This is a genomic window from Streptomyces sp. NPDC093984, assembly GCF_044764595.1.
GTDB classification, from domain to species: domain Bacteria; phylum Actinomycetota; class Actinomycetes; order Streptomycetales; family Streptomycetaceae; genus Streptomyces; species Streptomyces cynarae.
Map to the genome: position 1 here is coordinate 461,611 of NZ_JBIWIM010000004.1, position 21,498 is coordinate 483,108.

General features: G+C 70.0%; 17 protein-coding genes. 8 read left to right on the top strand and 9 right to left on the bottom strand.

What is annotated here, in order from left to right:
• Window positions 1-120: 120 nt before the first annotated feature.
• Window positions 121-1,551 carry a DUF2252 domain-containing protein gene (locus tag ACIRC0_RS18110; RefSeq protein ID WP_403617136.1) on the bottom strand — a complete coding sequence of 477 codons (1,431 nt, stop codon included), beginning with the start codon at window positions 1,549-1,551 and terminating at the stop codon, window positions 121-123.
• A 211-nt stretch (window positions 1,552-1,762) separates the two neighbouring features.
• Here ACIRC0_RS18110 and ACIRC0_RS18115 point away from each other — a divergent pair, with 211 nt between their 5' ends.
• The 7 genes from ACIRC0_RS18115 to ACIRC0_RS18145 all read left to right on the top strand — a co-directional run bounded on the left by ACIRC0_RS18115 (window position 1,763) and on the right by ACIRC0_RS18145 (window position 10,451).
• Window positions 1,763-2,767, top strand: coding sequence for a Dyp-type peroxidase (locus tag ACIRC0_RS18115; RefSeq protein ID WP_403617137.1), 1,005 nt, complete (start codon window positions 1,763-1,765; stop codon window positions 2,765-2,767).
• Between the two features lie 984 nt (window positions 2,768-3,751).
• A complete protein-coding gene (locus ACIRC0_RS18120) occupies window positions 3,752-5,164 on the top strand; it encodes an aspartate ammonia-lyase (protein WP_403617138.1) in 1,413 nt (470 codons plus the stop codon).
• A gap of 64 nt (window positions 5,165-5,228) precedes the next feature.
• Window positions 5,229-6,677 carry a four-carbon acid sugar kinase family protein gene (locus ACIRC0_RS18125; protein ID WP_403617139.1) on the top strand — a complete coding sequence of 483 codons (1,449 nt, stop codon included), beginning with the start codon at window positions 5,229-5,231 and terminating at the stop codon, window positions 6,675-6,677.
• Complete coding sequence (locus ACIRC0_RS18130) at window positions 6,677-7,540, top strand: ketose-bisphosphate aldolase (protein ID WP_403617140.1); 864 nt, start codon at window positions 6,677-6,679, stop codon at window positions 7,538-7,540. Before ACIRC0_RS18125 ends, ACIRC0_RS18130 begins: the two co-directional genes overlap by 1 nt.
• Before the next feature lie 161 nt (window positions 7,541-7,701).
• Window positions 7,702-8,451 (top strand): aspartate/glutamate racemase family protein, encoded by a 750-nt coding sequence (locus ACIRC0_RS18135; protein ID WP_403617141.1) that lies wholly within the window; start codon window positions 7,702-7,704, stop codon window positions 8,449-8,451.
• A 285-nt stretch (window positions 8,452-8,736) separates the two neighbouring features.
• A complete protein-coding gene (otnI, locus tag ACIRC0_RS18140; protein WP_403617142.1) occupies window positions 8,737-9,549 on the top strand; it encodes a 2-oxo-tetronate isomerase in 813 nt (270 codons plus the stop codon).
• A gap of 548 nt (window positions 9,550-10,097) precedes the next feature.
• Window positions 10,098-10,451, top strand: coding sequence for a cupin domain-containing protein (locus ACIRC0_RS18145; protein WP_403617143.1), 354 nt, complete (start codon window positions 10,098-10,100; stop codon window positions 10,449-10,451).
• Between the two features lie 137 nt (window positions 10,452-10,588).
• Here the strand turns inward: ACIRC0_RS18145 and ACIRC0_RS18150 are convergent, their stop codons facing one another.
• The 8 genes from ACIRC0_RS18150 to solA form a co-directional block, all read right to left on the bottom strand.
• A complete protein-coding gene (locus tag ACIRC0_RS18150; RefSeq protein WP_403617144.1) occupies window positions 10,589-11,572 on the bottom strand; it encodes a D-2-hydroxyacid dehydrogenase in 984 nt (327 codons plus the stop codon).
• 1 nt (window position 11,573) lies between these two features.
• Window positions 11,574-13,025, bottom strand: coding sequence for an NAD-dependent succinate-semialdehyde dehydrogenase (locus ACIRC0_RS18155; protein WP_403617145.1), 1,452 nt, complete (start codon window positions 13,023-13,025; stop codon window positions 11,574-11,576).
• Window positions 13,026-13,067: 42 nt separating this feature from the next.
• A complete protein-coding gene (locus tag ACIRC0_RS18160; protein WP_403617146.1) occupies window positions 13,068-14,348 on the bottom strand; it encodes an NAD(P)/FAD-dependent oxidoreductase in 1,281 nt (426 codons plus the stop codon).
• A 216-nt stretch (window positions 14,349-14,564) separates the two neighbouring features.
• Window positions 14,565-15,332, bottom strand: a complete 768-nt coding sequence (locus ACIRC0_RS18165) for an amino acid ABC transporter ATP-binding protein (protein WP_403617147.1) — start codon at window positions 15,330-15,332, stop codon at window positions 14,565-14,567.
• Window positions 15,329-16,288 (bottom strand): amino acid ABC transporter permease, encoded by a 960-nt coding sequence (locus ACIRC0_RS18170; protein ID WP_403617148.1) that lies wholly within the window; start codon window positions 16,286-16,288, stop codon window positions 15,329-15,331. Before ACIRC0_RS18170 ends, ACIRC0_RS18165 begins: the two co-directional genes overlap by 4 nt.
• Before the next feature lies 1 nt (window position 16,289).
• Window positions 16,290-17,309, bottom strand: coding sequence for an ABC transporter substrate-binding protein (locus tag ACIRC0_RS18175; RefSeq protein ID WP_403617149.1), 1,020 nt, complete (start codon window positions 17,307-17,309; stop codon window positions 16,290-16,292).
• A gap of 194 nt (window positions 17,310-17,503) precedes the next feature.
• On the bottom strand, window positions 17,504-18,184 hold the full coding sequence (locus tag ACIRC0_RS18180) for a haloacid dehalogenase type II (protein ID WP_403617150.1): 681 nt from the start codon (window positions 18,182-18,184) through the stop codon (window positions 17,504-17,506).
• Between the two features lie 141 nt (window positions 18,185-18,325).
• On the bottom strand, window positions 18,326-19,462 hold the full coding sequence (gene solA, locus ACIRC0_RS18185; protein ID WP_403617151.1) for an N-methyl-L-tryptophan oxidase: 1,137 nt from the start codon (window positions 19,460-19,462) through the stop codon (window positions 18,326-18,328).
• A 275-nt stretch (window positions 19,463-19,737) separates the two neighbouring features.
• Between solA and ACIRC0_RS18190 the strand changes: the two genes are divergently transcribed.
• Complete coding sequence (locus ACIRC0_RS18190) at window positions 19,738-21,360, top strand: PucR family transcriptional regulator (RefSeq protein WP_403617152.1); 1,623 nt, start codon at window positions 19,738-19,740, stop codon at window positions 21,358-21,360.
• Window positions 21,361-21,498: the final 138 nt, after the last annotated feature.

Below are 21,498 nucleotides of genomic sequence, written 5' to 3' on the forward strand. Positions count from 1 at the left end.
CAGCGTAAGACACGGTCGCTGGGGCTCTGCCGTGGTCCGGTGAGGTCGGGACGCCCGGCAGATCGACACCCTTGGGGGGCCTCCCCTCCCCCCTCCCCCCTCCCCCTCTCCCCCAACCCCTCAGACCCCCATCTCCCCCGCGATCCGCCCCCTCCGAACAGCCGCCACCAGTTCCGCGTGATCCGCCTCCGTGCGGTCCGCGTACGCCACGGCGAACGCCGCTGTCGCCTCGTCCAGTTCCTCGTTCTTGCCGCAGTAGCCGGAGACCAGGCGCGGGTCGGCGCTGTGGCTGTGGGCGCGGGCCAGCAGCGCCCCGGTCATGCGGGCGTAGTCGTCTATCTGGTCGGCGGCCAGGGCCGCCGGGTCGACGCTGCCCTTGCGGTTGCGGAACTGCCGTACCTGGTAGGGGCGTCCGTCGACCGTCGTCCAGCCCAGCAGGATGTCGCTGACGACCTGCATGCGCTTCTGCCCCTGGACGACCCGGCGCCCCTCGTGCTCCACCTGCGGCACCGGGTGCCCGGACGTGGCCAGATGGGGCAGCAGGGCCGACGGGCGGGCCTCCTTGACCTGGAGGATCAGCGGTTCGCCTCGGTGGTCGAGAAGCAGCACCACATAGGAGCGGGTGCCCACACTTCCCGTGCCGACGACGCGGAACGCCACGTCGTGCACCGCGTACCGGGCGAGGAGCGGGAGCCGGTCCTCGGGCAGCGTCGTCAGATACTCCTCCAGCGCCGCCGCGACCGACTCGGCCTCCGCGTCCGGTATGCGGCGCAGCACCGGCGGCGCGTCCACAAAACGCCGGCCGCCGCCCTCGACCGGCTCGGTCGCCTTCGCCGCGAACCGCCCGCTCGTGTTGGCCCGCGCCTTCTCCGAGACCCGTTCCAGCGTGCCGAGCAGATCGTGGGCGTCCGTGTGGGAGACGAGCTCCTCGTCGGCGATCGCGTTCCAGGCGTCCAGGACCGGGAGCCTGGCCAGCAGGCGCATGGTGCGCCGGTAGGCGCCGGCCGCGTCGTGCGCCGCCTGACGGCAGCGGTCCTCGTCGGCCCCGGCCTCACGGGCGGCGAGCACCAGCGAGGCGGCGAGCCGCTTGAGGTCCCACTCCCAGGGGCCGTGCACCGTCTCGTCGAAGTCGTTCAGGTCGATGACCAGGCCGCCGCGCGCGTCCCCGTACAGGCCGAAGTTCGCCGCGTGGGCGTCGCCGCAGATCTGGGCGCGGATGCCGGTCATCGGGGTGCGTGCGAGGTCGTGGGCCATGAGGCCCGCCGAGCCGCGCAGGAACGCGAACGGTGTGGCCGCCATTCTGCCGACGCGTATCGGCGTGAGCTCGGGGAGGCGGCCGCGGTTGGACTCCTCGACGGCGGTGACCGCGTCCGGGCGGTCGGCGTCCAGCACCAGTTCGGCGTGGGCCCGGCGCGGCACCCGTGCGCGCAGTGCCTTGCCCTCCTCCTTCGGTGAGTCCTCGACCGGCCACCGCGCGAAGCCGCGCACCGCGGAAATCCGGGCCGCCTGCCGCGGCTTCGCCGTCCCCACCCCAGCCTCGACCTCGGTCACACCGATCGCCTCCCCCGCTGTCCATGCAGCCGTGTGAACATCAACTGCGGATGACCGTACAGGTCGGCCGTCGAGGCGCGGCAGAGCCTGTGGACAACTCCGCGGCTGTGGAAAACGTCCGGCGTCGGCGTCCGCCCGCTGCGCGGTGGCACACCCGTAAAGGCCGCCCTAGAGTGAAAACCCGCTTGTGCCCTGGGAAGGGGGGTGGCCCGTGACCCGGTCGTCCGCGGAGCCGGTTCCCCAGTCGGTGCTCTCCCCGTTGACGGACGCCGCGATCTTCCTGGTGATGACCGTGGACCCGGGGGGCGAACCGGTCGTCCGCGGGTTGCTGTCCGACCTGAACGGGTTGCAGCGGGCCGTCGGCTTCCGTGCCACGCCCAGCGGAAAGCTCAGCTGTGTCACGGGCATCGGATCCGACGTGTGGGACCGTCTGTTCTCCGGGCCGCGTCCCGCGGAGCTGCATCCCTTCCGTGAGCTGGCCGGCCCCGTGCACCGCGCGGTGTCCACGCCCGGTGACCTGCTCTTCCACATCCGTGCCGCCCGACTCGACCTGTGCTTCGCGCTGGCGGGCGAAATCATGGAACGTCTCCGCGGTGCCGTGACGGTGTGCGACGAGGTGCACGGCTTCAAGTACTTCGACGTCCGGGACCTGCTCGGCTTCGTCGACGGGACGGAGAACCCGGTCGGCCCGGCGGCGAGCGAGGCGGTGCTGGTCGGCGACGAGGACCCCCGCTTCGCGGGCGGAAGCTATGTGATGGTGCAGAAGTACCTCCACGATCTGCGGGCCTGGAACGCCCTTCCGGTGGAGGCCCAGGAGAGGGTGATCGGGCGTCGGAAGCTGTCCGACGTCGAACTCGACGACGAGGTCAAGCCGGCCGACTCCCATGTCGCCCTGACCACGATCGTCGACCGCGACGGTACGAAGCACGAGATCCTGCGCGACAACATGCCCTTCGGCACCGTCGGCAAGGGCGAGTTCGGCACGTACTTCATCGGGTACGCCCGGACCCCGACGGTGCTGGAGACCATGTTGGAGCGCATGTTCCGGGGCGCACCGCCGGCGTCCCACGACCGGATCCTGGACTTTTCCACACCGGTCACCGGATCGCTGTTCCATGTGCCCACCAGCGACTTCCTGGACAACCCGCCCGACCCGCCCGACCTGCCGGACCCGCCGGACCCCCCGGATCCGCTCGACCCGGCCCCACGGGCATGAGAGGTCCCGGCCCGCGAATGGCGTGATATACCTCACGCGCCCAAGCCTTGGCGCCTCCCGCGCCGGACGTGCGATGCCTCACATGGCTCCAGTCCATACGATGACGAACCGCACACAACGACGAACGGGCCTCCGCCAGGACTTCCGTCCTTGGCAGAGACCCGTTCGCCGGTTTCTCTGTGGGGAACCGACGAAATGCGCTGGTCAGCACCTATGCGGCCCGCCATGAAGATCGTTTCCCGAGCTCAGGTTGATCGTTTCCCACCGCGCCGGTGAACGGCCTATCGCGGGCCAGGCGGGCAGCGCGGGGTCACGTGCGTCGAGGTGTCCGCGGACCGAACAGCCCTGGGGCGGGCGCCGCAGAGGTGTGGGGCGCCTCGTGCTTCATCGGCCGACTCTTCGAAAGGAGGCGTCGCCGACTCTGCGACGCACCGCTGGGCTGCTGAGAGGTCCGCGTGTACGGCGCCTTCTTATCTTGCGGCGCGCTTTTGAGGGCCACGCCCAGACCGCGGCCCGCTGTCCCCGGCGGCGATGGCCTTCCTGGACGGAGCGCTGACGAAACCGCGAGCAGGTCGCCTTATAGGGCGACCTTATAAGGCACATCGGGATTGTGTCTTGGACGCGCTGCCCGGCCCGCTGGTGCAATCGGCCGTATGACGAACCAACCACCGCATCGTCCTCATCCCCGGTGACGGTATCGGGACCGAGGTCCTGCCGCCCGCACGGCGAGTCCCGAGGGCACCCGTCCCCTTCTACGACTTCTACGACGGCACCGCCTGGTTCCTGCCGCTCAGCAGCGCCTACTACGAGGCGAAGGACAAGTCGTTCTGCGCCGACACCTACGGCGGTGACACTGCGCAGACTTTGCGCGGCGTGATCGTGGGAAGTCCCCACCGCCCTGGCGGATCGTGCTCGCTCGCCCCCATTGACGCACCCCACGCACCCGCACGCCTGAACAGGCTCCGAGAGAAGGCCCGGCCTGCCATGACCGCCGTAGCTCACCGCAGCGAGCACGACCTGCTCGGCCACCGCGAGGTACCCGCCGAGGCGTACTGGGGCATCCACACCCTGCGCGCCAGGGAGAACTTCGCCATCACGGGGACGCCCATCGCCGCCCACCCGCATCTGATCGACGCTCTGGCCGCCGTGAAGGAGGCCGCCGCTCGCGCGAATGAGGGACTCGGGCTGCTGGAGCCGGAGAAGGCCGCCGTCATCGTCGAGGCATGCCGGGAGATCCGGGGCGGCAAGCTGCACGACCAGTTCGTCGTCGACGTCATCCAGGGCGGCGCGGGCACCTCGACCAACATGAACGCCAACGAGGTGATCGCCAACCGGGCGCTGGAGCTGCTGGGCCACGCGAGGGGGGAGTACGGATTCCTGCACCCGCATGAGGACGTCAACCTCGGCCAGTCCACCAACGACGTCTATCCGACCGCCGTCAAGATCGCGACGGTATATGCGGTGCGCGGGCTGCTGAAGGCGATGGCGGTGCTTCAGGACGCGTTCGCGGCCAAGGCGGTTCAGTTCCGTGACGTGCTGAAGATGGGCCGCACCCAGTTGCAGGACGCCGTGCCGATGACGCTGGGGCAGGAGTTCTCGGCGTACGCGGTCATGCTGGAGGAGGACCGCAGCCGGCTGTCGGAGGCGGTGGAGCTGATCCACGAGATCAACCTGGGCGCCACGGCGATCGGCACCGGCCTCAACGCTCCTGCCGGATACGCCGCGTCGGCGCGGCGCCACTTGTCGCAGATCACCGGGCTTTCGCTGGTGACCGCGGTCAACCTGGTGGAGGCGACCCAGGACTGCGGGGCGTTCGTGCAGATGTCCGGTGTGCTCAAGCGGATCGCGGTCAAGCTCTCCAAGAGCTGCAACGACCTGCGTCTTCTGTCGTCCGGGCCGCGCGCCGGCCTGAACGAGATCAACCTGCCGCCCGTACAAGCCGGTTCGTCGATCATGCCGGGCAAGGTCAACCCGGTGATCCCGGAGGTCGTCAACCAGGTCGCCTTCGAGGTGATCGGCAACGACGTCACCATCACCATGGCCGCCGAGGCCGGGCAGCTCCAGCTGAACGCCTTCGAGCCGGTCATCTGGCACTCCCTCTCAAAGAGCATCACGCACCTTCAGCGCGCGTGCCTGGCCCTGGCCGAGCGGTGCGTCGCGGGGATCACGGCCAACGCCGATGCGCTGCGGGCGGCGGTGGAGAACTCGATCGGCCTGGTCACCGCCCTGAACCCGTACATCGGCTACGAGGCGGCGACCGGCATCGCCCAGGAGGCCCTCGCCACCGGACGCGGGGTCGCCGAACTCGTCCTGGACAAGGGCCTGTTGCCCGCCGGCACCCTCGCCGAGCTGCTTCGTCCCGAGGCCGTCGCGGGACCCGGTCAAGCCCTGGTGTGACGTGATCAAGCGCGACCCCGACTGACGTTCCCCCTAACTACCCGTAATGGAGCAGGAATTCGCCATGCCCCTACCCCTCCATGCCCAGACGCGGCCCGTCCCCGAGGCCGCGGTGCTGGAAGGGCTGCCCCCAGTCCGCGAGGTGAGCGCCGCGGAAGTGGCCGCCCGGATATCCGGTGGTCCCCGTCTCGTCGTCCTCGACGACGATCCCACCGGCACCCAGACGGTCGCCGACGTGCCCGTCCTGACGTCCTGGACGGTGGACGACCTGCGCTGGGCGCTGCGCCAGGACAGCTCCGTCTTCTTCGTCCTGACCAACACCCGCAGCCTGTCGCCCGAGGACGCGGCCGCCCGCAACCGCGAGGTGGTCCGCGCCCTGCACGCGGCGTCGGCGGCCGAGGACACCGGCTACGTCCTGGCCAGCCGCGGGGACTCGACGCTGCGCGGCCACTTCCCGCTGGAGACCGACGTCCTCGCCGAAGAGCTGACCGAGCTGGACGGCAAAGCTCTGGACGGCGTCGTGCTGGTCCCCGCCTACATCGAGGCGGGTCGGCTGACCATCGGCTCCCGCCACTGGATGCGGACCGCCGACGGACTGCTCCCGGTCGGGATGACCGAGTTCGCCCGCGACGTCACCTTCGGCTACCGCAGCTCGTCGCTGCCCGAGTGGGTCGAGGAGAAGACGGGCGGACGCGTCCCCGCGGACGAGGTCCTGCGCGTCACCCTCGACGACCTGCGCGGCGGCGGCCCGGCGCACACGGCGCGGCTGCTGTCCTCGCTGCGCGGCGGACGTACCGCCGTGGTCGACGCGGTGTGCGACGACGATCTGCGGGTGCTCGCCCTGGCCCTCGCTCAGGCGGAGGAGAACGGCACGCGGCTGCTGTACCGGGTCGGGCCGTCCTTCGTCAGGGCCCGCGCCGGACAGGCGGCGCGGGCACCGCTCACCCCGGCCGAACTGCGCCCGCTGCGCGGCAACGCACCGCACGGTCTCATCGTCGTGGGGTCTCATGTCGCTCTGACGACACGGCAGTTGGACCGGCTGCGGGAGCGAGGCGGAATCGCCGAGTACGAGCTGGACGTAGCCCTGCTGCTCGACGAGGAGCGGCGTGACGCCCACATCGCCGAGGTCGCGGCCGCGGCCGCCGGCGCGCTGGACTCGGCCGACGCCGTGATCCGCACCTCTCGCATGCTCGTGACGGGTGCCGACGCGGACGACAGTCTGGCGATCTCCCGCCGGGTCTCCGCCGCGCTCGTTCAGGCCGTGCGCCAGGTCAACGCCTCCCGGCGGCCCGCTTTCGTCGTCGCCAAGGGCGGGATCACCTCCAGCGACACCGCCACCCACGGCCTTCGGATCCGCCGTGCCTGGGCCCGGGGCACGCTGCTGCCGGGCATCGTCTCGCTCTGGGAGCCCGTGGACGGCCCCGCCGCCGGCATCCCCTACATCGTCTTCGCCGGGAACGTCGGGGGCCCCGACGCCCTCGCCGACGCCCTCGACCTGCTCAGGAGTGCCTGATGCTGCTGCGTGGAACCGATGCCCTGAAGGAGGCCGCGGCCGCCGGTCACGCCCTGCCCGGGTTCGTCGCCTACAACCTGGAGACCATCCAGGGCATCACGGCCGCCGCCGAAGCCGCCGGACGGCCGGTCATCATCCAGGCGGGCTCCAGTCCCTTCAAGCACGCCGGCCGCGAGGCCCTGATGCGGCTGGCGCTGGACGCCGCCGCACGCTCCACGGCCTCTCTCGGTGTGCACCTCGACCACAGCCGGGACCTGGACGAGATCACGGCCTGCCTGGAGGCGGGCTACACCTCTGTCATGGTCGACGGCTCCCACCTGCCGTTCGCCGAGAACATCGCCTTGACGAAGGAGGCGGTCCGCCGGGCCCGCGACCACGGTGCCTGGGTGGAGGCCGAGCTCGGTGCCCTGCCGGGCGACGAGGACGTCTCCACCGACGCCGTCGCGCCGGCCGCGGCGATGACCGACCCGCAGCAGGCGGCCGAATTCGTGTCCGCGACGGGCGTGGACGCGCTCGCCGTCGCCGTCGGCAACGTCCACGGCTTCACCAGGCACCCGGTCCGCCTGGACCTGGAGCGGCTGGCCGCGATCCACGAGGCCGTAACCGTCCCGCTCGTCCTGCACGGCACCAGCGGTCTGCCCGTCGAGGAGCTGCACGGCGCCCTCGCCCGAGGCGTCGCCAAGGTCAACGTCAACGCCGAACTGCGCCGCGCCTATCTGGAGGCCACCCGCGTGACCCTCCCGTCCGCGTTGCCCGGCTCCGACGTCGTCTCCCTGTGGGCGGCCGGCCGCGACGCGGTCCGGGACGCCGCCCTGGATGTCATCGGCCGCCTGAGCCCCCGCGCCGAAGGGGGAAACGCATGACCTGAACTCAGCCCCGCTGACCTGGACCGCGCCACAGCGACGGGCACCAGGCCGTCGTACGCCACCGGCCGTGCGCGTTGCGCGCGGTTCGCACCGCTTCGTCTCGTGCTCTCGTGCCCTTACCGGCACGCGGGCCGATACCTCACCCTGTTGGAGAGACCATGTCCACCACCCCCTCGATCGCCGTGCTGCACACCAGCCTGCTGTTCGTCAACCCCGATTCGGTCATCAACGAATACCTCGCGGAACTCGCGCCGGACGCCAAGGTCCTGCACTTCGTCGACAGCGACGTGCTCGCTGCCGTGGTGCGCGACGGTGGGATCTCACCTGCGAGCACGCAGCGCATGGTGCACCTGGCCCAGGCCGCGGAGGCCGCGGGGGCCGATGTCATCTTCTCCGCCTGCTCCTCGGTCGGTCCGGCCATCGACGTGGCCCGACGCCTGGTGTCCGTCCCGATCGTCAAGATCGACGACGCGATGACCGCGGCAGCGGTCGAGACCGCTGACGCCATCGGCGTCCTGGCCACGGTCCCCACGACGCTGCCGCCGACCCGTGCCCTCGTCGAGGAGAAGGCCCGGGCGGCCGGTCGCGACATCACCGTCCAGGAGCGGCTCTGCGAGGGCGCCTTCTCGGTGCTGATGTCCGGTGACCGCGACCGCCACGACGCGATGGTGCTGGAGGGGGCACGGGCGCTGGCCACCGAGGCCGACGTGATCGTGCTGGCCCAAGCGTCCATGGCACGGCTGGCTCCCGCGATCGCCGAAGCCGTCGGCAAGCCCGTGCTCTCCAGCCCCCGCAGCGGAGCGGAGGACGCGGTGCGTGTGCTGAACCAGCAGGCGGCTGAACCTGTCCATGCCACAGCCAGGGCCTTCGAGACCATGGAATGGCAGGGAGGCTGCGGAGCCAGATGATGGCACCGCATCAGTGCGGTCCGGCTTTGATGGCGCGGTCCACGGTGCTGCGATCTTTTCAGTGCGTGGCGTCGTGGCGGACCGGGCGACCTCCGCCATACCCCTTTCCTTACGGATGGCCGCCTGGTTCGGCCTGCTCCGGGATCACCGCCCAGATCTTCCGTCTGCGCAGGTGAGCACGGCCGGCTCGGACCAGGAGTACGCCTTGTCCCCTGCGATAGCCCTCAAGAAGCAGGTCGTCAACCACTGCCCTTGGCCGTCCCCGGCCGGAACACAGGAGCCAGCATGCCGAGGTTCGCAGCGAACCTGTCCATGATGTACACCGAGCACGATTTCCTCGACCGTTTCGCCGCGGCCTCGGCTGACGGCTTCGAGGCCGTGGAGTACCTCTTCCCCTATGCGTACGACGCCGCCGAGCTGCGCCGCCGGCTCGACGACCACGGCCTGGAGCAGGTGCTCTTCAACGCGCCTCCCGGGGCGTGGGAGTCAGGGGAGCGCGGGATGGCGGCACTGCCCGGACGCCAGGCGGAGGTGCGTTCCGGGGTCGACCGGGCGCTGGAGTACGCGGCGGCGCTGGGCTGCCCGCGGGTGCACCTGATGGCCGGGCTGGTCCGGCCGGACGCGCCACCGGCCGAGCGGGCCAAGCACCGTGACACCTACCTGACCAACCTGGCCTGGGCCGCGGAGCGGGCCGCCGCGGCCGGCGTCGACATCCTGATCGAGCCGATCAACGGCCGCGACATGCCTGGGTACTTCCTGAGCACCCAGGCCGAGGCCCACGCCGTCGTTCAGGAGGTGGGAGCCTCGCATCTCAAGGTGCAGTTCGACCTCTACCACTGCCAGATCGTCGAGGGCGACCTCACCGCGACCCTGCGCCGCGACCTGCCCACCGGCCGGGTCGGTCATCTGCAGATCGCGGGCGTGCCCGACCGGGGTGAGCCCGACCAGGGTGAGCTCAACGTCCGCCACCTGCTCGACGTGGTCGACGAGCTGGGCTTCGACGGCTGGATCGGCTGCGAGTACCGCCCCCGCGCCGGCACGAGCGAAGGTCTCCGCTGGCTCCACGACTACTGGAGCCAGCTTGGGGAAAGCCCATGAGCACCTCGTCAAGCGTGGTGCACCGATGGACGGGCCAATGCCGCTCCTGGCCTCCCGCCTGACACAACGTCCGAACATCGTGCCCGCAACGGACAGAGCACGCGTGGGCTCCGTGCGGGGCGTCAGAAATACTCGATGGGCCGGAGCAGTCGCACGCTCCACGCCGCCGGTGCAGGCCGGTTCCAGCATCATGCCCGGCACGGTCAATCCGGTGCTTACCGAGGCCGCCCATCAGGTCGCCTTCGGTGATCGGCACGCCGTCACCACCACCATGGCGACGGAGAACGGACAGCACACCTCAACGCCTTCGAGTCGATCGTCCGGCCCTTCGTGTCGGAGTTCATACCCGCACGGTCGCCGGTTTCGAGAGGTGTACCGGCCTGGTGACCGCCCACCCGGACACATCGGTCCACCGCACGCGAGACCGTGGCGGCAGCCGTCAGGGCCCTACTCCGAGATGCGCGATCAGTCTGGTCGAACTCGGCCCCGTGACGTCTGGTTTGTCCGCTCCCGATTTTCGTCGTTGTCAAATCCACTGGAGGAAAAGCATGTCGCTCCTGAAGACCATCGATCCCAACCCCTCCTTCGCACCCCAGGAGTCCGGCCCGCTGCCGGAACGCCTGATTTCCGGCAACCCGACTTACAAGACCTGGGCCCAGGACTCCGCCCGCGGGGAAACGATCAAAACGGGCGTCTGGGAAGCCACGCCCGGCGAGACGCACTCGATCAAGGGCGAGCTCTTCGAGTTCTGCCACATCCTGTCCGGCGTCGTCGAACTCACGCCGGAAGGTGGTGAGCCGGTGGTCTACAAGGCAGGGGACAGCTTTGTCATGAAACCGGGCTACGTCGGGGTCTGGAAGACCATCGAAACCGTGCGCAAGATCTACCTGACCGTTTCATAAACCCGGCTCCGCGATGCGGTATGGGGCGATGGGACCGGGCGACTACCGCCCGGTCCCATCCTGATCAGAGAGAGAAAGGCGAGTAGCACGCGCCCCGGCCGGTAACTCCCACCGGCCGGGGCGCGTGCTGCTCGCCTTCAGGCGGGGCGCGTGTCGTCGACCACGTATCCGCGCCGCTTGTCCACCACGTTGCGCAGTGGCCGGCCCTCGATGTGCCGGGCGAAGTTGTCGAGGAACAACTCGACGAGCGCCTCCCGCTCGCTGGTGGTCTCGCCCGCCGTGTGCGGGGAGATCATCACGCCGGGCATGTTCCACAGGGGAGACTCGGCGGGCAGCGGTTCCTGGGCGAACACGTCCAGGGCTGCGCCGGCGAGCCGTCCGGCGGCGAGGTGGTCGACCAGCGCCTCCTCGTCGACGAGTCCGCCACGGCCCACGTTGATCAGCCGCGCCCCCGGCTTCATGGCGGCGAGCACGGAGGCGTCGACCATGCCCCGGGTGTCCTGGGTGAGGGGTGCGGCCAGGACGACGTAGTCCGCTTCCGTCAGCGCGGAGCGCAGGGTCCTCGCACCGTGGACCGTGCCGAAGTCGGGGTCGTCCGGGCGGGCCCTGCGGCCCGCGCCGCACACCCGCATCCCCACAGCGCGCAGCAGCCGGGCGATGGCCCGGCCGATCGGCCCCGTCCCCCAGACCAGCGCGGTACGTCCGGTGATGCCGTCACTGGGGCGCGGACGCCACTCGCGGCGCCGCTGGTGCTCCCAGGTGCCGGGGAAGTCCTTGGCGAGGGCGAGGATCATGCCGAGGACGTACTCGGCGGTCGGCTGTTCGTAGACCCCGCGGGCGTTGGTCAGGACAACGCGCGGATCGTCCACCAGGGCGGGGAACAGGAAGGAGTCCACGCCCGCTGAGGCCGCGTGGACCCAGCGGGGTGCCTTCTCCGGATCGTCGGGCCAGGCCTCGCGGATGGCCGGGGTGCTGGTCACCCAGGCCAGGAGGACGTCGGCGCCGGGCAGGAGGTAGGGCAGTTCCTCCTCGGTGGCGTAGACGGTGTCCGCGAGGCGTTCGATGCGTGCGGTGGCGGGGGGCCGGTTGCCGCGGTAGAGGACGACGAGTCGGTCGCGCATGTCAGGCTCCGACGGGGACGGCCATGTACTTGTACTCCAGGAACTCGTCGATGCCGACGCGTCCGCCTTCGCGGCCCAGGCCGGACTGCTTGACGCCGCCGAAGGGGGCGGCGGGGTTGGAGACCAGTCCGGTGTTGATGCCGATCATGCCGCTTTCGAGGCGTTCGGCGACACGCAGGGCACGGTCGAGGTGCTGGGTGAACAGGTAGGCGGCCAGACCGAATTCGGTGTCGTTGGCGGCGGCGACGGCCTCGTCCTCGGTCTCGAAGGTACGGATCGCGGCGACGGGGCCGAAGATCTCGGTGTCGATGATCGCGGAGTCGGGGGCGATACCGGTGAGGACGGTGGGCGGGTAGAAGCAGCCAGGCCCTTCGGGGAGTTCACCGCCGGTCAGGACGGTGGCGCCGCGCTTGACGGCGTCCCGCACCAGGTCGTGGGCCTTGCTGCGGCCGGCGTTGTCGATGAGGGGGCCGACGTCCGTACCGGGTTCCGTGCCGGGTCCGACGGTGAGGGCGGCCATGCGGGCGGCGAGGCGGGAGGCGAACTCCTCGGCGACGGAGGCGTGGACGAAGATGCGGTTGGCGGCACAGCAGGACTCGCCCATGTTGCGCATCTTGGCGACCATGGTGCCCTCGACGGCCACGTCGAGGTCGGCGTCGTCGAAGACGATGAGGGGGGCGTTGCCGCCCAGTTCCATGGAGGTGCGGATGACGGTGTCGGCGCACTGGGCCAGCAGGATCCGGCCGACCTGGGTGGATCCGGTGAAGGAGAGCTTGCGGATCTGCCCGCCGCGCAGGAGTGGTTCGACGACGCCGGCGGCGTCGGAGGTGGTGACGATGTTCAGCACACCGGCCGGCAGACCCGCTTCGGTGAGGATGTCCGCCAGGGCGAGGCTGGACAGGGGCGTCTGGGGGGCGGGTTTGAGGACGATGGTGCAGCCGGCGGCGATGGCGGGGCCGATCTTGCGGGTGCCCATCGCCAGGGGGAAGTTCCAGGGGGTGATGAGCAGGCAGGGGCCCACGGGCTGACGGCTGACCAGCAGGCGGTTCCTGCCGTCGGGGGCGGTCATCATGCCGCCGTCGATGCGGACGGCTTCCTCGGAGAACCAGCGGAAGAACTCCGCCGCGTAGGCGACTTCGGCACGCGCCTCGGCCAGGGGCTTGCCCATCTCCAGGGTCATCAGCAGCGCGAGGTCCTCGGTGCGCGCGATGATGATGTCGTAGGCGCGGCGCAGGATCTCGCTGCGCACCCGGGGCGGGGTGGCGGCCCAGGCGGCCTGCGCGGTGACCGCCGCCTCGACGGCACGCCGGCCGTCGGCGGGTGAGGCGTCGGCGACCTGGCACAGTTCCTCGCCGGTGGCCGGGTTGTCGACGGACAGGGTCCGGCCGGACTCGGCGTCCTGCCAGGCACCGCCGATGAACAGCTGCTTGGGAACATCACGGACGACAGTCATCGTGGGTATCTCCTTGGAGGTGTGGAAGGGGCTGCCGACCGGTCAGCGGATGCGGTCAAGCGTCTTGTAGTAGGCGCCCGCGAAGGGCAGGAACCAGGCGGTGCCGTTGTAGAGGGGGATGCGGGGCGGGGCGATGTCGCGGACGGGGCTGACCTCGGGGTGGCCGTCCATCACCTCGGCCATGACGTGCCCCATGTGCGTGGCCATCTGCACGCCGTGGCCCGCGTAGCCCAGGGAGTAGTAGACGCCGTCGTCGGTCTGCCCGGCGTGCACGATGCGGTCCATGGCGAAGCCGACGGAGCCGCCCCACACGTACTCGATCTTGGTGCGGGAGAGCTGGGGGAAGATCTCGCACATCTCACGGAACAGGACCGCTCCGCTCTTCTTGTCCGAGGTCGGGTCGGACGGTGCGAAGCGGGCACGGCCGCCGAACAGCAGCCGGTTGTCCGGGGTGAGCCGGAAGTAGTGGCAGACCTTGTTGGAGTCGACGATGAGGCGGGCCTTGGGGATGATGTCCCGGGCGAGCTCCTCGCCGAGCGGCTCGGTGACGATGATGAAGCTGCCCACGCAGACCTGCTGGCGGCGCAGCCACGGGAAGTTCCTGTCGGTGTAGGCGTCGGTGGCCATCAGGACCTGCCCGGCACGGATGACACCGCGCTCGGTGCTGACCTCGAACCGGCCGGCGGCGGTACGCCGCACGCCGATGGCCGCGTTGCGCTCGTGGATCTCGACACCGGTGCGCTCGCACGCGTCCGCCATACCGCGCACGAAGCGGCCGACGTGCAGTGCGGCGCTGAGCGGGTCGAGCAGGCCGCCGTGGTAGGCGCCGGATCCGATCTCGGAACGCAGCTCGGCCTTGCCGATCAGCGTGGTCTCGTGTCCGAAGTACTTGGCCAGGTCGCGCTGTTGGGCCTTCTTGCTCTCGAAGTGGGCGGGGCGGGACGCGACGCCCAGACGTCCGACGCGGCGGAACTGGCAGTCGATGGACTCCTCGTTTACGAGCCGCTCGACGGTGTCCACCGCCTCGCCGTAGGAGTTGTAGATCTCGCGGGCCCGCTCGAGGCCGTACCGTCGGATGGCCTGGGCCACGCCGATGGTGAAGCCCAGGTTCGCCATGCCACCGTTGCGGGCGGAGGCACCGGAGCCGATCTGGCCCTTCTCGACGAGGGTGACGCGGGCGCCCTTGCGGGCGGAGTGCAGGGCGGTGGACAGACCCGTCAGGCCGGCGCCGACGACCACCAGGTCGGTGTCCTCGGTCAGCGGCTTGCCGGACCGGTCGGGAAACGCCCCAGCGGTTTCTATCCAGTAGGGAATCGTCTTCATGTCGGGTCCTTAGCGGGGAGTTTCGAAGTGGGGGCGGCCGGGCACGACCAGGGGCCCGGCCGACGGCGCTGTCAGCGCTGTGACGGTCGGATCGACGTCGAACTGGAGGGCGTTGAAGACCGGGACCGGCAGGGTGCGGAAGCCACGTCAGCCGCAGTCGGCCGGCGTCTTCTCCGGACTCGCTGCCGGAGCCGCTACCGCGTGTCCCAGCCGCTTCTACAGCACCCTTTCGAGGAATGCCTGGGTTCGTTTCTCCCGGGGGTTGGCCAGGACTTCGCGGGCGTCGCCGCGTTCGACCGCGATGCCGCCGTCCATGAAGAGCACCTCGTCGGCGACCTCGCGGGCGAAGCCCATCTCGTGGGTGACGACCAGCATGGTCATTCCGTTGCCGGCGAGGTCGCGCATGACGGCGAGGACTTCGCCCACGCGTTCGGGGTCCAGGGCGCTGGTGGGCTCGTCGAACAGCATGATGGTGGGTTCCATGGCGAGCGCGCGGGCGATGGCCACGCGTTGCTGCTGGCCGCCGGAGAGCTGGGCGGGGTACTTGTGGCCGCACCCCTCAAGACCGACCTTGGCCAGCAGTTCTCGTGCCCGCTCCCGGCTGGCGGCGCGGTCCTTCTTCTTCACCAGCACCGGTCCGGACATGACGTTGCTCTCGGCGGTCATGTTGGGGAACAGGTTGAACTGCTGGAACACCATGCCGATGCGGGCGCGCTGCTCGGCCAGCCGCTTGGGGCGGACGGCGTGGTAGGCGTGGTCCTTCTCGACGTAGCCGAAGTCCTCACCGTTGACCTTCAGGACTCCGCGGTCGACGGTCTCCAGGCCGTTGATACACCGCAGCAGGGTCGATTTGCCGGATCCGCTGGGCCCGATGATGCAGGAGATCTCGCCTGCCGCGACGGTCAGGTCGATGTCACGCAGGACTTGGTGACGTCCGTAGCTCTTGCACAGCTTGCGTGCGACGATCGTTCCGTCGGCGTTCACAGCAGGGACTCCCTCGTGGTGGGAACGGGCTGGCCCGCCCCGGGCTCGGCCGACGTGGCGGCCGGGGTCAGCCGCGCCCGGGTCGAGCGGGAGAAACGGCGCTCGATCATGGACTGCGGCACGCTCAGTACCAGCGTCATGATCAGGTACCAGAGGCTGGCCACGATCAGCAGCGGAATGGTCTGGTAGTTGCGGGCGTAGATCGCCTGTGCGCTGTTCAGCAGGTCGGCGACGCCCAGCACGCTCACCAGCGAGGTCTCCTTGAGCATGCCGATCACCTGGTTGCCGGTGGCCGGGATGACCGCCGGCATGGTCTGCGGGATGATCACATGCCGGAGTTTCGTGAAGCCCGACATGCCCAGGGACTCCGCGGCCTCGTGCTGTCCGCGGGGAACCGATGCGAACCCGCCGCGGATGATCTCGGACATGTAGGCGGCCTGGTTCAGCGTCAGGCCCACGACGGCCGCGGTCATCGGCGTCATGATCGCGTTGACGTTCACCGGCGTGGAGATGGAGGTGAACGGGATGCCGATGGAGATGTTCGGGTACAGCGCGGCGATGTTGAACCAGAAGATCAGCTGCACGAGCACCGGGGTGCCGCGGAAGAAGGTGATGTAGAGCTGGGCGAGCCCGGAGATGGGCCGCTGGTGCGACATGCGCATCACCGCCAGCACCAGCCCCAGCAGCGTGCCCAGGGCCATGCTCGCCACGGTCAGAAGGAGCGTGATCAGCAGGCCGTTGAGGATGGTTTCAGTGGTGAAGTAGCTGAAGACCACCGGCCAGCGATAGTTCTCGTTCGTCACCGCGGTCCACACCAGGCCGGCCACGATCGCGATCGCGACCACCCAGGCGACATAGTCGCGCGGACGTTTCGGCGTGATCCGCTTCTTGTGTTCGGCCAGCAGTTCCTGCACCGGTCGGCTCCTGGTCTTCGTACCGATCAGATCCGTGGACATGTCAGTCCTGCGGGACGGCCATGGCCGCGGTCTTGATCCCGAGGTCCTGGAAACCCCAGCGGCCCAGCGCCTCGGCGTACTTGGGGTCGTCGATGATGGACTGGATGGCGGCCTGCACCGCGGGGGTCAGCGGCGAGTCCTTCTTCAGGGCGATGGTCGCGGTCTTGGTGGCCACCAGGGGCTTGAGGACGTCGAACGTCTTGGGCTGCTGCGTGGCCGCCCACTCGAGCGCGATGAAGTCGTTCATCACCGCGTCGATCCGCTTGGAGACCAGCTGGGTCAGGGCGTCGTTCACGCTGGGCAGGGTCACCGCCTTGATGGCCGGCTTGCCCTTGCTCGTACAGTCCTGCTTGGACAGCTGCGGCAGCCACTGCAGCTCCGCGGTGGTGCCGGAGGCGACAGCCACGCGGTGCCCGCACAGGGTGTGGGTGGTCAGCTTCTGCGGGTTCCCGTAGGGGACGGACACTCCGGTTCCGGAGTTGACGTAGTCGACCATGTCGAGGACCTTCAGCCGGTCCTTCGTGGCGCCCATGGTGGAGGCGGTGAAGTCGTACCGATTGGCCTGCAGGCCGGTGATGATGGTGTCGAACTTGACGTTGTTGATCTGCAGCTTCAGCCCGAGCTTGGCGGCGATCAGCCGGGACATGTCCGGGTTGAACCCGATCGGGGTCTTGTTGTCCGACGCCAGGAACGAGGTGGGCGGGTAGGCCAGGTCCATGGCCACCGAGAGCGTGCCCTTGGCCTTCACCGCCGCGGGCAGCAGCTTCACCGCCTTCGCATCCGGCTTCACACCGACCGAGATGTCGTCGGTGTGCTCGGCCGACGCGCCGGAACCTCCGCCCTGCGTCGTGCTCTTCGACCCCACGTTCTGCGGGGTGCCGCTCGCCCCGCACGCGGTGAGCGCGAGGGCCAGGGCGGTCGTGACGATCGGGATGCTCAAGTGCCTGTTGACCTGCATGGCGGCGGCCACAGCGCCTGCGGTGCGGAGTACGGTTCTGCGGCCTGTCCGGTTGGTTTCCATGGCGGTGCCTCCTGGGGAACGCGGGGGATACGGGGGATACGGGGAATCCGTGATGCGGGGACGACGTGCGGGATAGGACGGGGGGTGGGACGTCGTCAGTCGGCGCCCGGAAACGCGCAGGGCTCATGGGCGGCCGCGCGAGACCGGGCGCCTGTCGGAAAGAAGGTGCTGAGTGAGCGGGTGTGCGTCGCGCGTCAGATGCCCAGCATCTGGTTGAGCTCGTTCAGGGACTTGACGGTCACGTAGTCGTAGCCGTGGGTGACCGGGTCGCAGCCGCGGTCCAGGAGGACGAGGTTGCGGAAGCCCATGTCGTGCATCGGCATCAGGTCGTAGCGGGTGTGCGAGGAGACGTGCACGAAGTCCTCGGGGGACGCGTCGAGCTGGTCGAGCATGTACTCGAACGCCGCGTACCGGGGCTTGTAGTAGCCGGCCTGCTCCGCGGTGAAGACCGCGTGGAAGTCCGCACCGAGCCGGGGCACGGTCTCCTCGAGGAAGGCGTCCTCGGCGTTGGAGAGGATCACCAGCTTGTAGTTCTCGCCCATCTTCTTCAGCGGTTCCGGCACATCGGCGTGCGGGCCCCAGCTGCGGATGGCGTCGGCGAACCGCTTGCCCGCGTCCGGGGCGGCCTTGATGCCCCACTTGCGGCAGACCCCCTCGAAGGCGGCCTGCAGCGTCTGCTCGTAGGGGTAGTACTTGTCGAGGACCGAGTCGTAGCGGTAGCCGCGGAACTCCTTGACGAACTGGTCCCAGTGCTCGGCCGGGATCTGGTCACCGACAAGCTCGTAGGTGATGGGGTTCATCGGCCACTCGATCAGCGTGCCGTAGCAGTCGAACGAGACGTACTTCGGGCGGAACTGGAAGGAGGGAATGGGCATGGAAGTGCTTCACTTTCTTGCGGCGGGGAACGGGACAGGGCCAGCGCGGAGCCCCCTGTTTGACATGCTCGTGACAGAGACGTTCAGGCGTGGGGGGTGATGGGGTGGGGTCGGGGTGGTGCCGTCGGCGATCGCCGGGGATCAGGCGGCGCCGACTCCTGCCGGAGCGAGGAAGTCGACGGGGTGCTGCGTGGTGCCGTCGAGCGCCAGGTCGGCGGCGATCTCTCCCATCGCGGGCGACAACTTGAAGCCGCTGCCGGAGAACCCGGCCATGACGATGATGTCGTCCTCGCCGGGGAGATGACCGACGAGCGGGTTTCCGGACTCCGTGTAGCCCTCCATGTAGGCCGACATCCTGATGGGGTCGGGGTTCAGGTCGGGCATGAGTTCGCCGATGAGCTCGCGGAAGATGCCGAGTTCTTCGGGGCGGACCGTACGCTCGAGCCGTTCGGGCTCGGGCACCGGCGCGTGGTATTTGAAGGAGAGACCGAGCTTGACGGAGATGCCGTCGGGCGACGGGATTCCGAAGCAGTCGTGGGGTGTGGCGCGCACGAAGGAAGGGGCACCGCCCGCGAACCAGTCGTGGCGGGTGGGCAGGTGCCAGGAGCAGATCACCCGGCGGACGTCGATGGTCCGCGGGAGGTCCGGGAGCAGGGTGTTGATCCAGGGGCCCACGGTCACCACGGCGGCGTCCACGTGGTCCGTGCCCAGGTCGGTGACGATCCGCACCCCGCCACCCGCCGCGGGGACGACCTCACGCACCGTGGTGTAGCGGTGCAGCCGGGCGCCCAGCTGCTCGGCACGGGCGGCGGCGGCCTGGATCGACGCCTCCGGCCTGATGACGGCGCCCAACCGGTCGAGGACGGCGGTGTGTCCGTCCGGGAGCCGGTGCTGCGGGTAGCGGCGGGCGAGTTCCTCCCGGTCCAGGACCTCGTGATCCAGCCCATGGGCGGCGCTGGTGGACAGCAGGAGGCGCATGGACGGCGAGGCGGTCTCTCCCATCACGAGGCTACCGCTGCGGCGTCGCAGCGACCGGCCCGTCTCCGCCTGGAGCTGCTCCCACATCCGGTCCGCCAGCTGCAGCAGCGGAATGTACCCCGGCTCGCCGAGGTGAGCGGCTCGGTAGATACGGCTCTCGCCCCCGGCCGCGCCGCGGTCGTGACCCGGTGCGTACCGGTCGTAGCCGATGACCTCGGCTCCGCGGGCGGCCAGTCGCCACATGGCCTGGCTGCCCATGCTGCCGGCACCGATCACGGCGACGCGCTTCGGGACGCGCATGAGGTCGCTCCTCTCGATGGTGTGGTGGGTGGCAGTCGGGCCCAGCACTGTGCGGACATCGTGCGGACCTTTCCGGTTCGCGTCCTGCTGGGGATGGCGTTCACTTTCCGCCCGGGTGAACCTGCAGGGCAACCCACACGGTGTTCCGCCTTGGCGCCTTCTTGAGACGGTCTGTCACTGCGGACGGCCGGGCTGTACAAATGCCGGACCCACTCTTGTCACGATGGGTGGCCGATGCGAAGGTGAGCCCGATTGCCTCGGATGAAAGCACCCCTATGCCGCCCAGACATCACGCACCCGGGCACTTCCCCACGGTCAGGGAGGTACTGCGCCTGCCCGTGCTCGCCGAAGGGATGCCTCGTGTGCTGGCCGGCGAGTCACAGCTGGACAGCCCGGTGCGCTGGGTGCATGTCACCGAGCTGCTCAACCCCGCCGATTTCCTGGAGGGCGGCGAGCTGGTGCTGACCACCGGCATGCCGCATCCCGAGGACGCCTCCGAGCTGCGCGGCTACGTCGACCAGCTCGCGGACGTCGGCGCGGCCGGCCTGATCGTGGAGCTCGGTTACCGGTACCAGAAGGTGCCCGCCGAGCTGGTGGCGGCGTGCCGTGCCCGTGACGTGCCGCTGGTCGAGCTGGCCCGTGGCGTCCGGTTCATCGACGTCACGCAGACGGTGCACGCGCTCATCCTCGACGCCCAGGGGGCCCTGCTGCGCCGCGGGAGGGACATCCAGGACATCTTCACCGCCCTGACGCTGCGGGGCGCGGACCCCGAGGAACTGGTGCACACCACCGCGGAGCTCACCGGAGCCCCCGTGGTGCTGGAGGATCTCACCCACCGGGTCCTGGTGTGCGAGCTGCTCGGCCGGCCGTACGAGCCGGTGGTGTCGGCCTGGTCGCGGCGTTCGCGGGCCGCCCCGACGCCGGAGAGGATCACGCCGAGCGGCCCGGAGGGGTGGCTGATCGCGCCGGTGCAGGACCACCACGGCCTGTGGGGGCGGTTGGTCCTGCTGGAGGACCGGCTGAGCGCCGAGCCCGACCCGGAACACGTCCTGGTGCTGGAGCGTGCGGCGGTCGCGCTGACCATGGCGCGCCTGGCGGGGCAGGCCTGGTGGGAGCGCCGGGCCCACCGCTCCGTACTGCGAGACCTGTACGAACGGCGTTTCCGCTCCCCCGCGGATGCCCGCGCCCGCGCCGAGGCACTAGGACTGCCCACCCTCGGACACCGCCTCTTCGCCGTGGTCATCCGCCACCCGTACACCGGCACCGAGGGGGAGCACCTCGACGAACGGATCGCGAAGGCGCTGACGCAGACCGGTATCCGAGCCCTGGTCGGCGAGACGGCCCCGGGCCGCATCGGCGTACTCATGGCTCTGGCACAGGCGAGCGCCTGGCAGCCGGTCGCCGAGCGGATCGGCCGCCTGACCCGGGAGGAGCTCGGGCCGCGGGCAGTCGTCGCGGTGGGCCCCGGGGTGACCGACCTCGGCGGGATCGCCCGGTCGTGGCAGGAGGCGGAGCAGACGGCCGAGGCCATCACACCGGCCTCCCCGGAGCGGTGGTTCTACGTCCCCGCCGACGTCCGGCTGCCGGAGTTGCTGGGCGTCCTTCGGGAGGACACCCGTCTTCAGCGGTACGCGGAACGGCAACTGACCCGCCTCATCGAGCACGACGGCCGCAACGGCGGCGATCTGCTCCCGGCACTGCGCGCCTATCTGGCGGCGGCCGGGAACAAGTCGGTCGCGGCGAAACTCGCCGGCATGTCCCGGCAGGCGTACTACCAGCGCCTGCACACGATCGAGCGGCTCCTCGGCTGCGACCTGGAATCAGGTCTGCAGCGCACGTCCCTGCACGTCGCGGTGCTGGTCCTGGACGCGGGAGAAGCAGCTGTTCCCGGCGCGTGACGGGGCACGTCGGCCGTCACGCGCGTCGCCGTGCGGCAACCGGTGCCGGGGGAGAAGCCTGTGCACGTGCGTCGTGTCCGACCCTGAGTTGACGTCATGGCCGGGGGCGCTCGAGCAGGACTGGGCGGCACCGGGGCA

Bases quoted from the DNA above. Each gene is read 5' to 3' on its own strand.
- ACIRC0_RS18120 (WP_403617138.1), top strand. From the start codon at position 3,752: ATGACCGCCGTAGCTCACCGCAGCGAGCACGACCTGCTCGGCCACCGC.
- ACIRC0_RS18125 (WP_403617139.1), top strand. From the start codon at position 5,229: ATGCCCCTACCCCTCCATGCCCAGACGCGGCCCGTCCCCGAGGCCGCG.
- ACIRC0_RS18130 (WP_403617140.1), top strand. From the start codon at position 6,677: ATGCTGCTGCGTGGAACCGATGCCCTGAAGGAGGCCGCGGCCGCCGGT.
- ACIRC0_RS18135 (WP_403617141.1), top strand. From the start codon at position 7,702: ATGTCCACCACCCCCTCGATCGCCGTGCTGCACACCAGCCTGCTGTTC.
- otnI (WP_403617142.1), top strand. From the start codon at position 8,737: ATGCCGAGGTTCGCAGCGAACCTGTCCATGATGTACACCGAGCACGAT.
- ACIRC0_RS18145 (WP_403617143.1), top strand. From the start codon at position 10,098: ATGTCGCTCCTGAAGACCATCGATCCCAACCCCTCCTTCGCACCCCAG.
- ACIRC0_RS18150 (WP_403617144.1), bottom strand. From the start codon at position 11,572: ATGCGCGACCGACTCGTCGTCCTCTACCGCGGCAACCGGCCCCCCGCC.
- ACIRC0_RS18155 (WP_403617145.1), bottom strand. From the start codon at position 13,025: ATGACTGTCGTCCGTGATGTTCCCAAGCAGCTGTTCATCGGCGGTGCC.
- ACIRC0_RS18160 (WP_403617146.1), bottom strand. From the start codon at position 14,348: ATGAAGACGATTCCCTACTGGATAGAAACCGCTGGGGCGTTTCCCGAC.
- ACIRC0_RS18170 (WP_403617148.1), bottom strand. From the start codon at position 16,288: ATGTCCACGGATCTGATCGGTACGAAGACCAGGAGCCGACCGGTGCAG.
- ACIRC0_RS18175 (WP_403617149.1), bottom strand. From the start codon at position 17,309: ATGGAAACCAACCGGACAGGCCGCAGAACCGTACTCCGCACCGCAGGC.
- ACIRC0_RS18180 (WP_403617150.1), bottom strand. From the start codon at position 18,184: ATGCCCATTCCCTCCTTCCAGTTCCGCCCGAAGTACGTCTCGTTCGAC.
- solA (WP_403617151.1), bottom strand. From the start codon at position 19,462: ATGCGCGTCCCGAAGCGCGTCGCCGTGATCGGTGCCGGCAGCATGGGC.
- ACIRC0_RS18190 (WP_403617152.1), top strand. From the start codon at position 19,738: ATGCCGCCCAGACATCACGCACCCGGGCACTTCCCCACGGTCAGGGAG.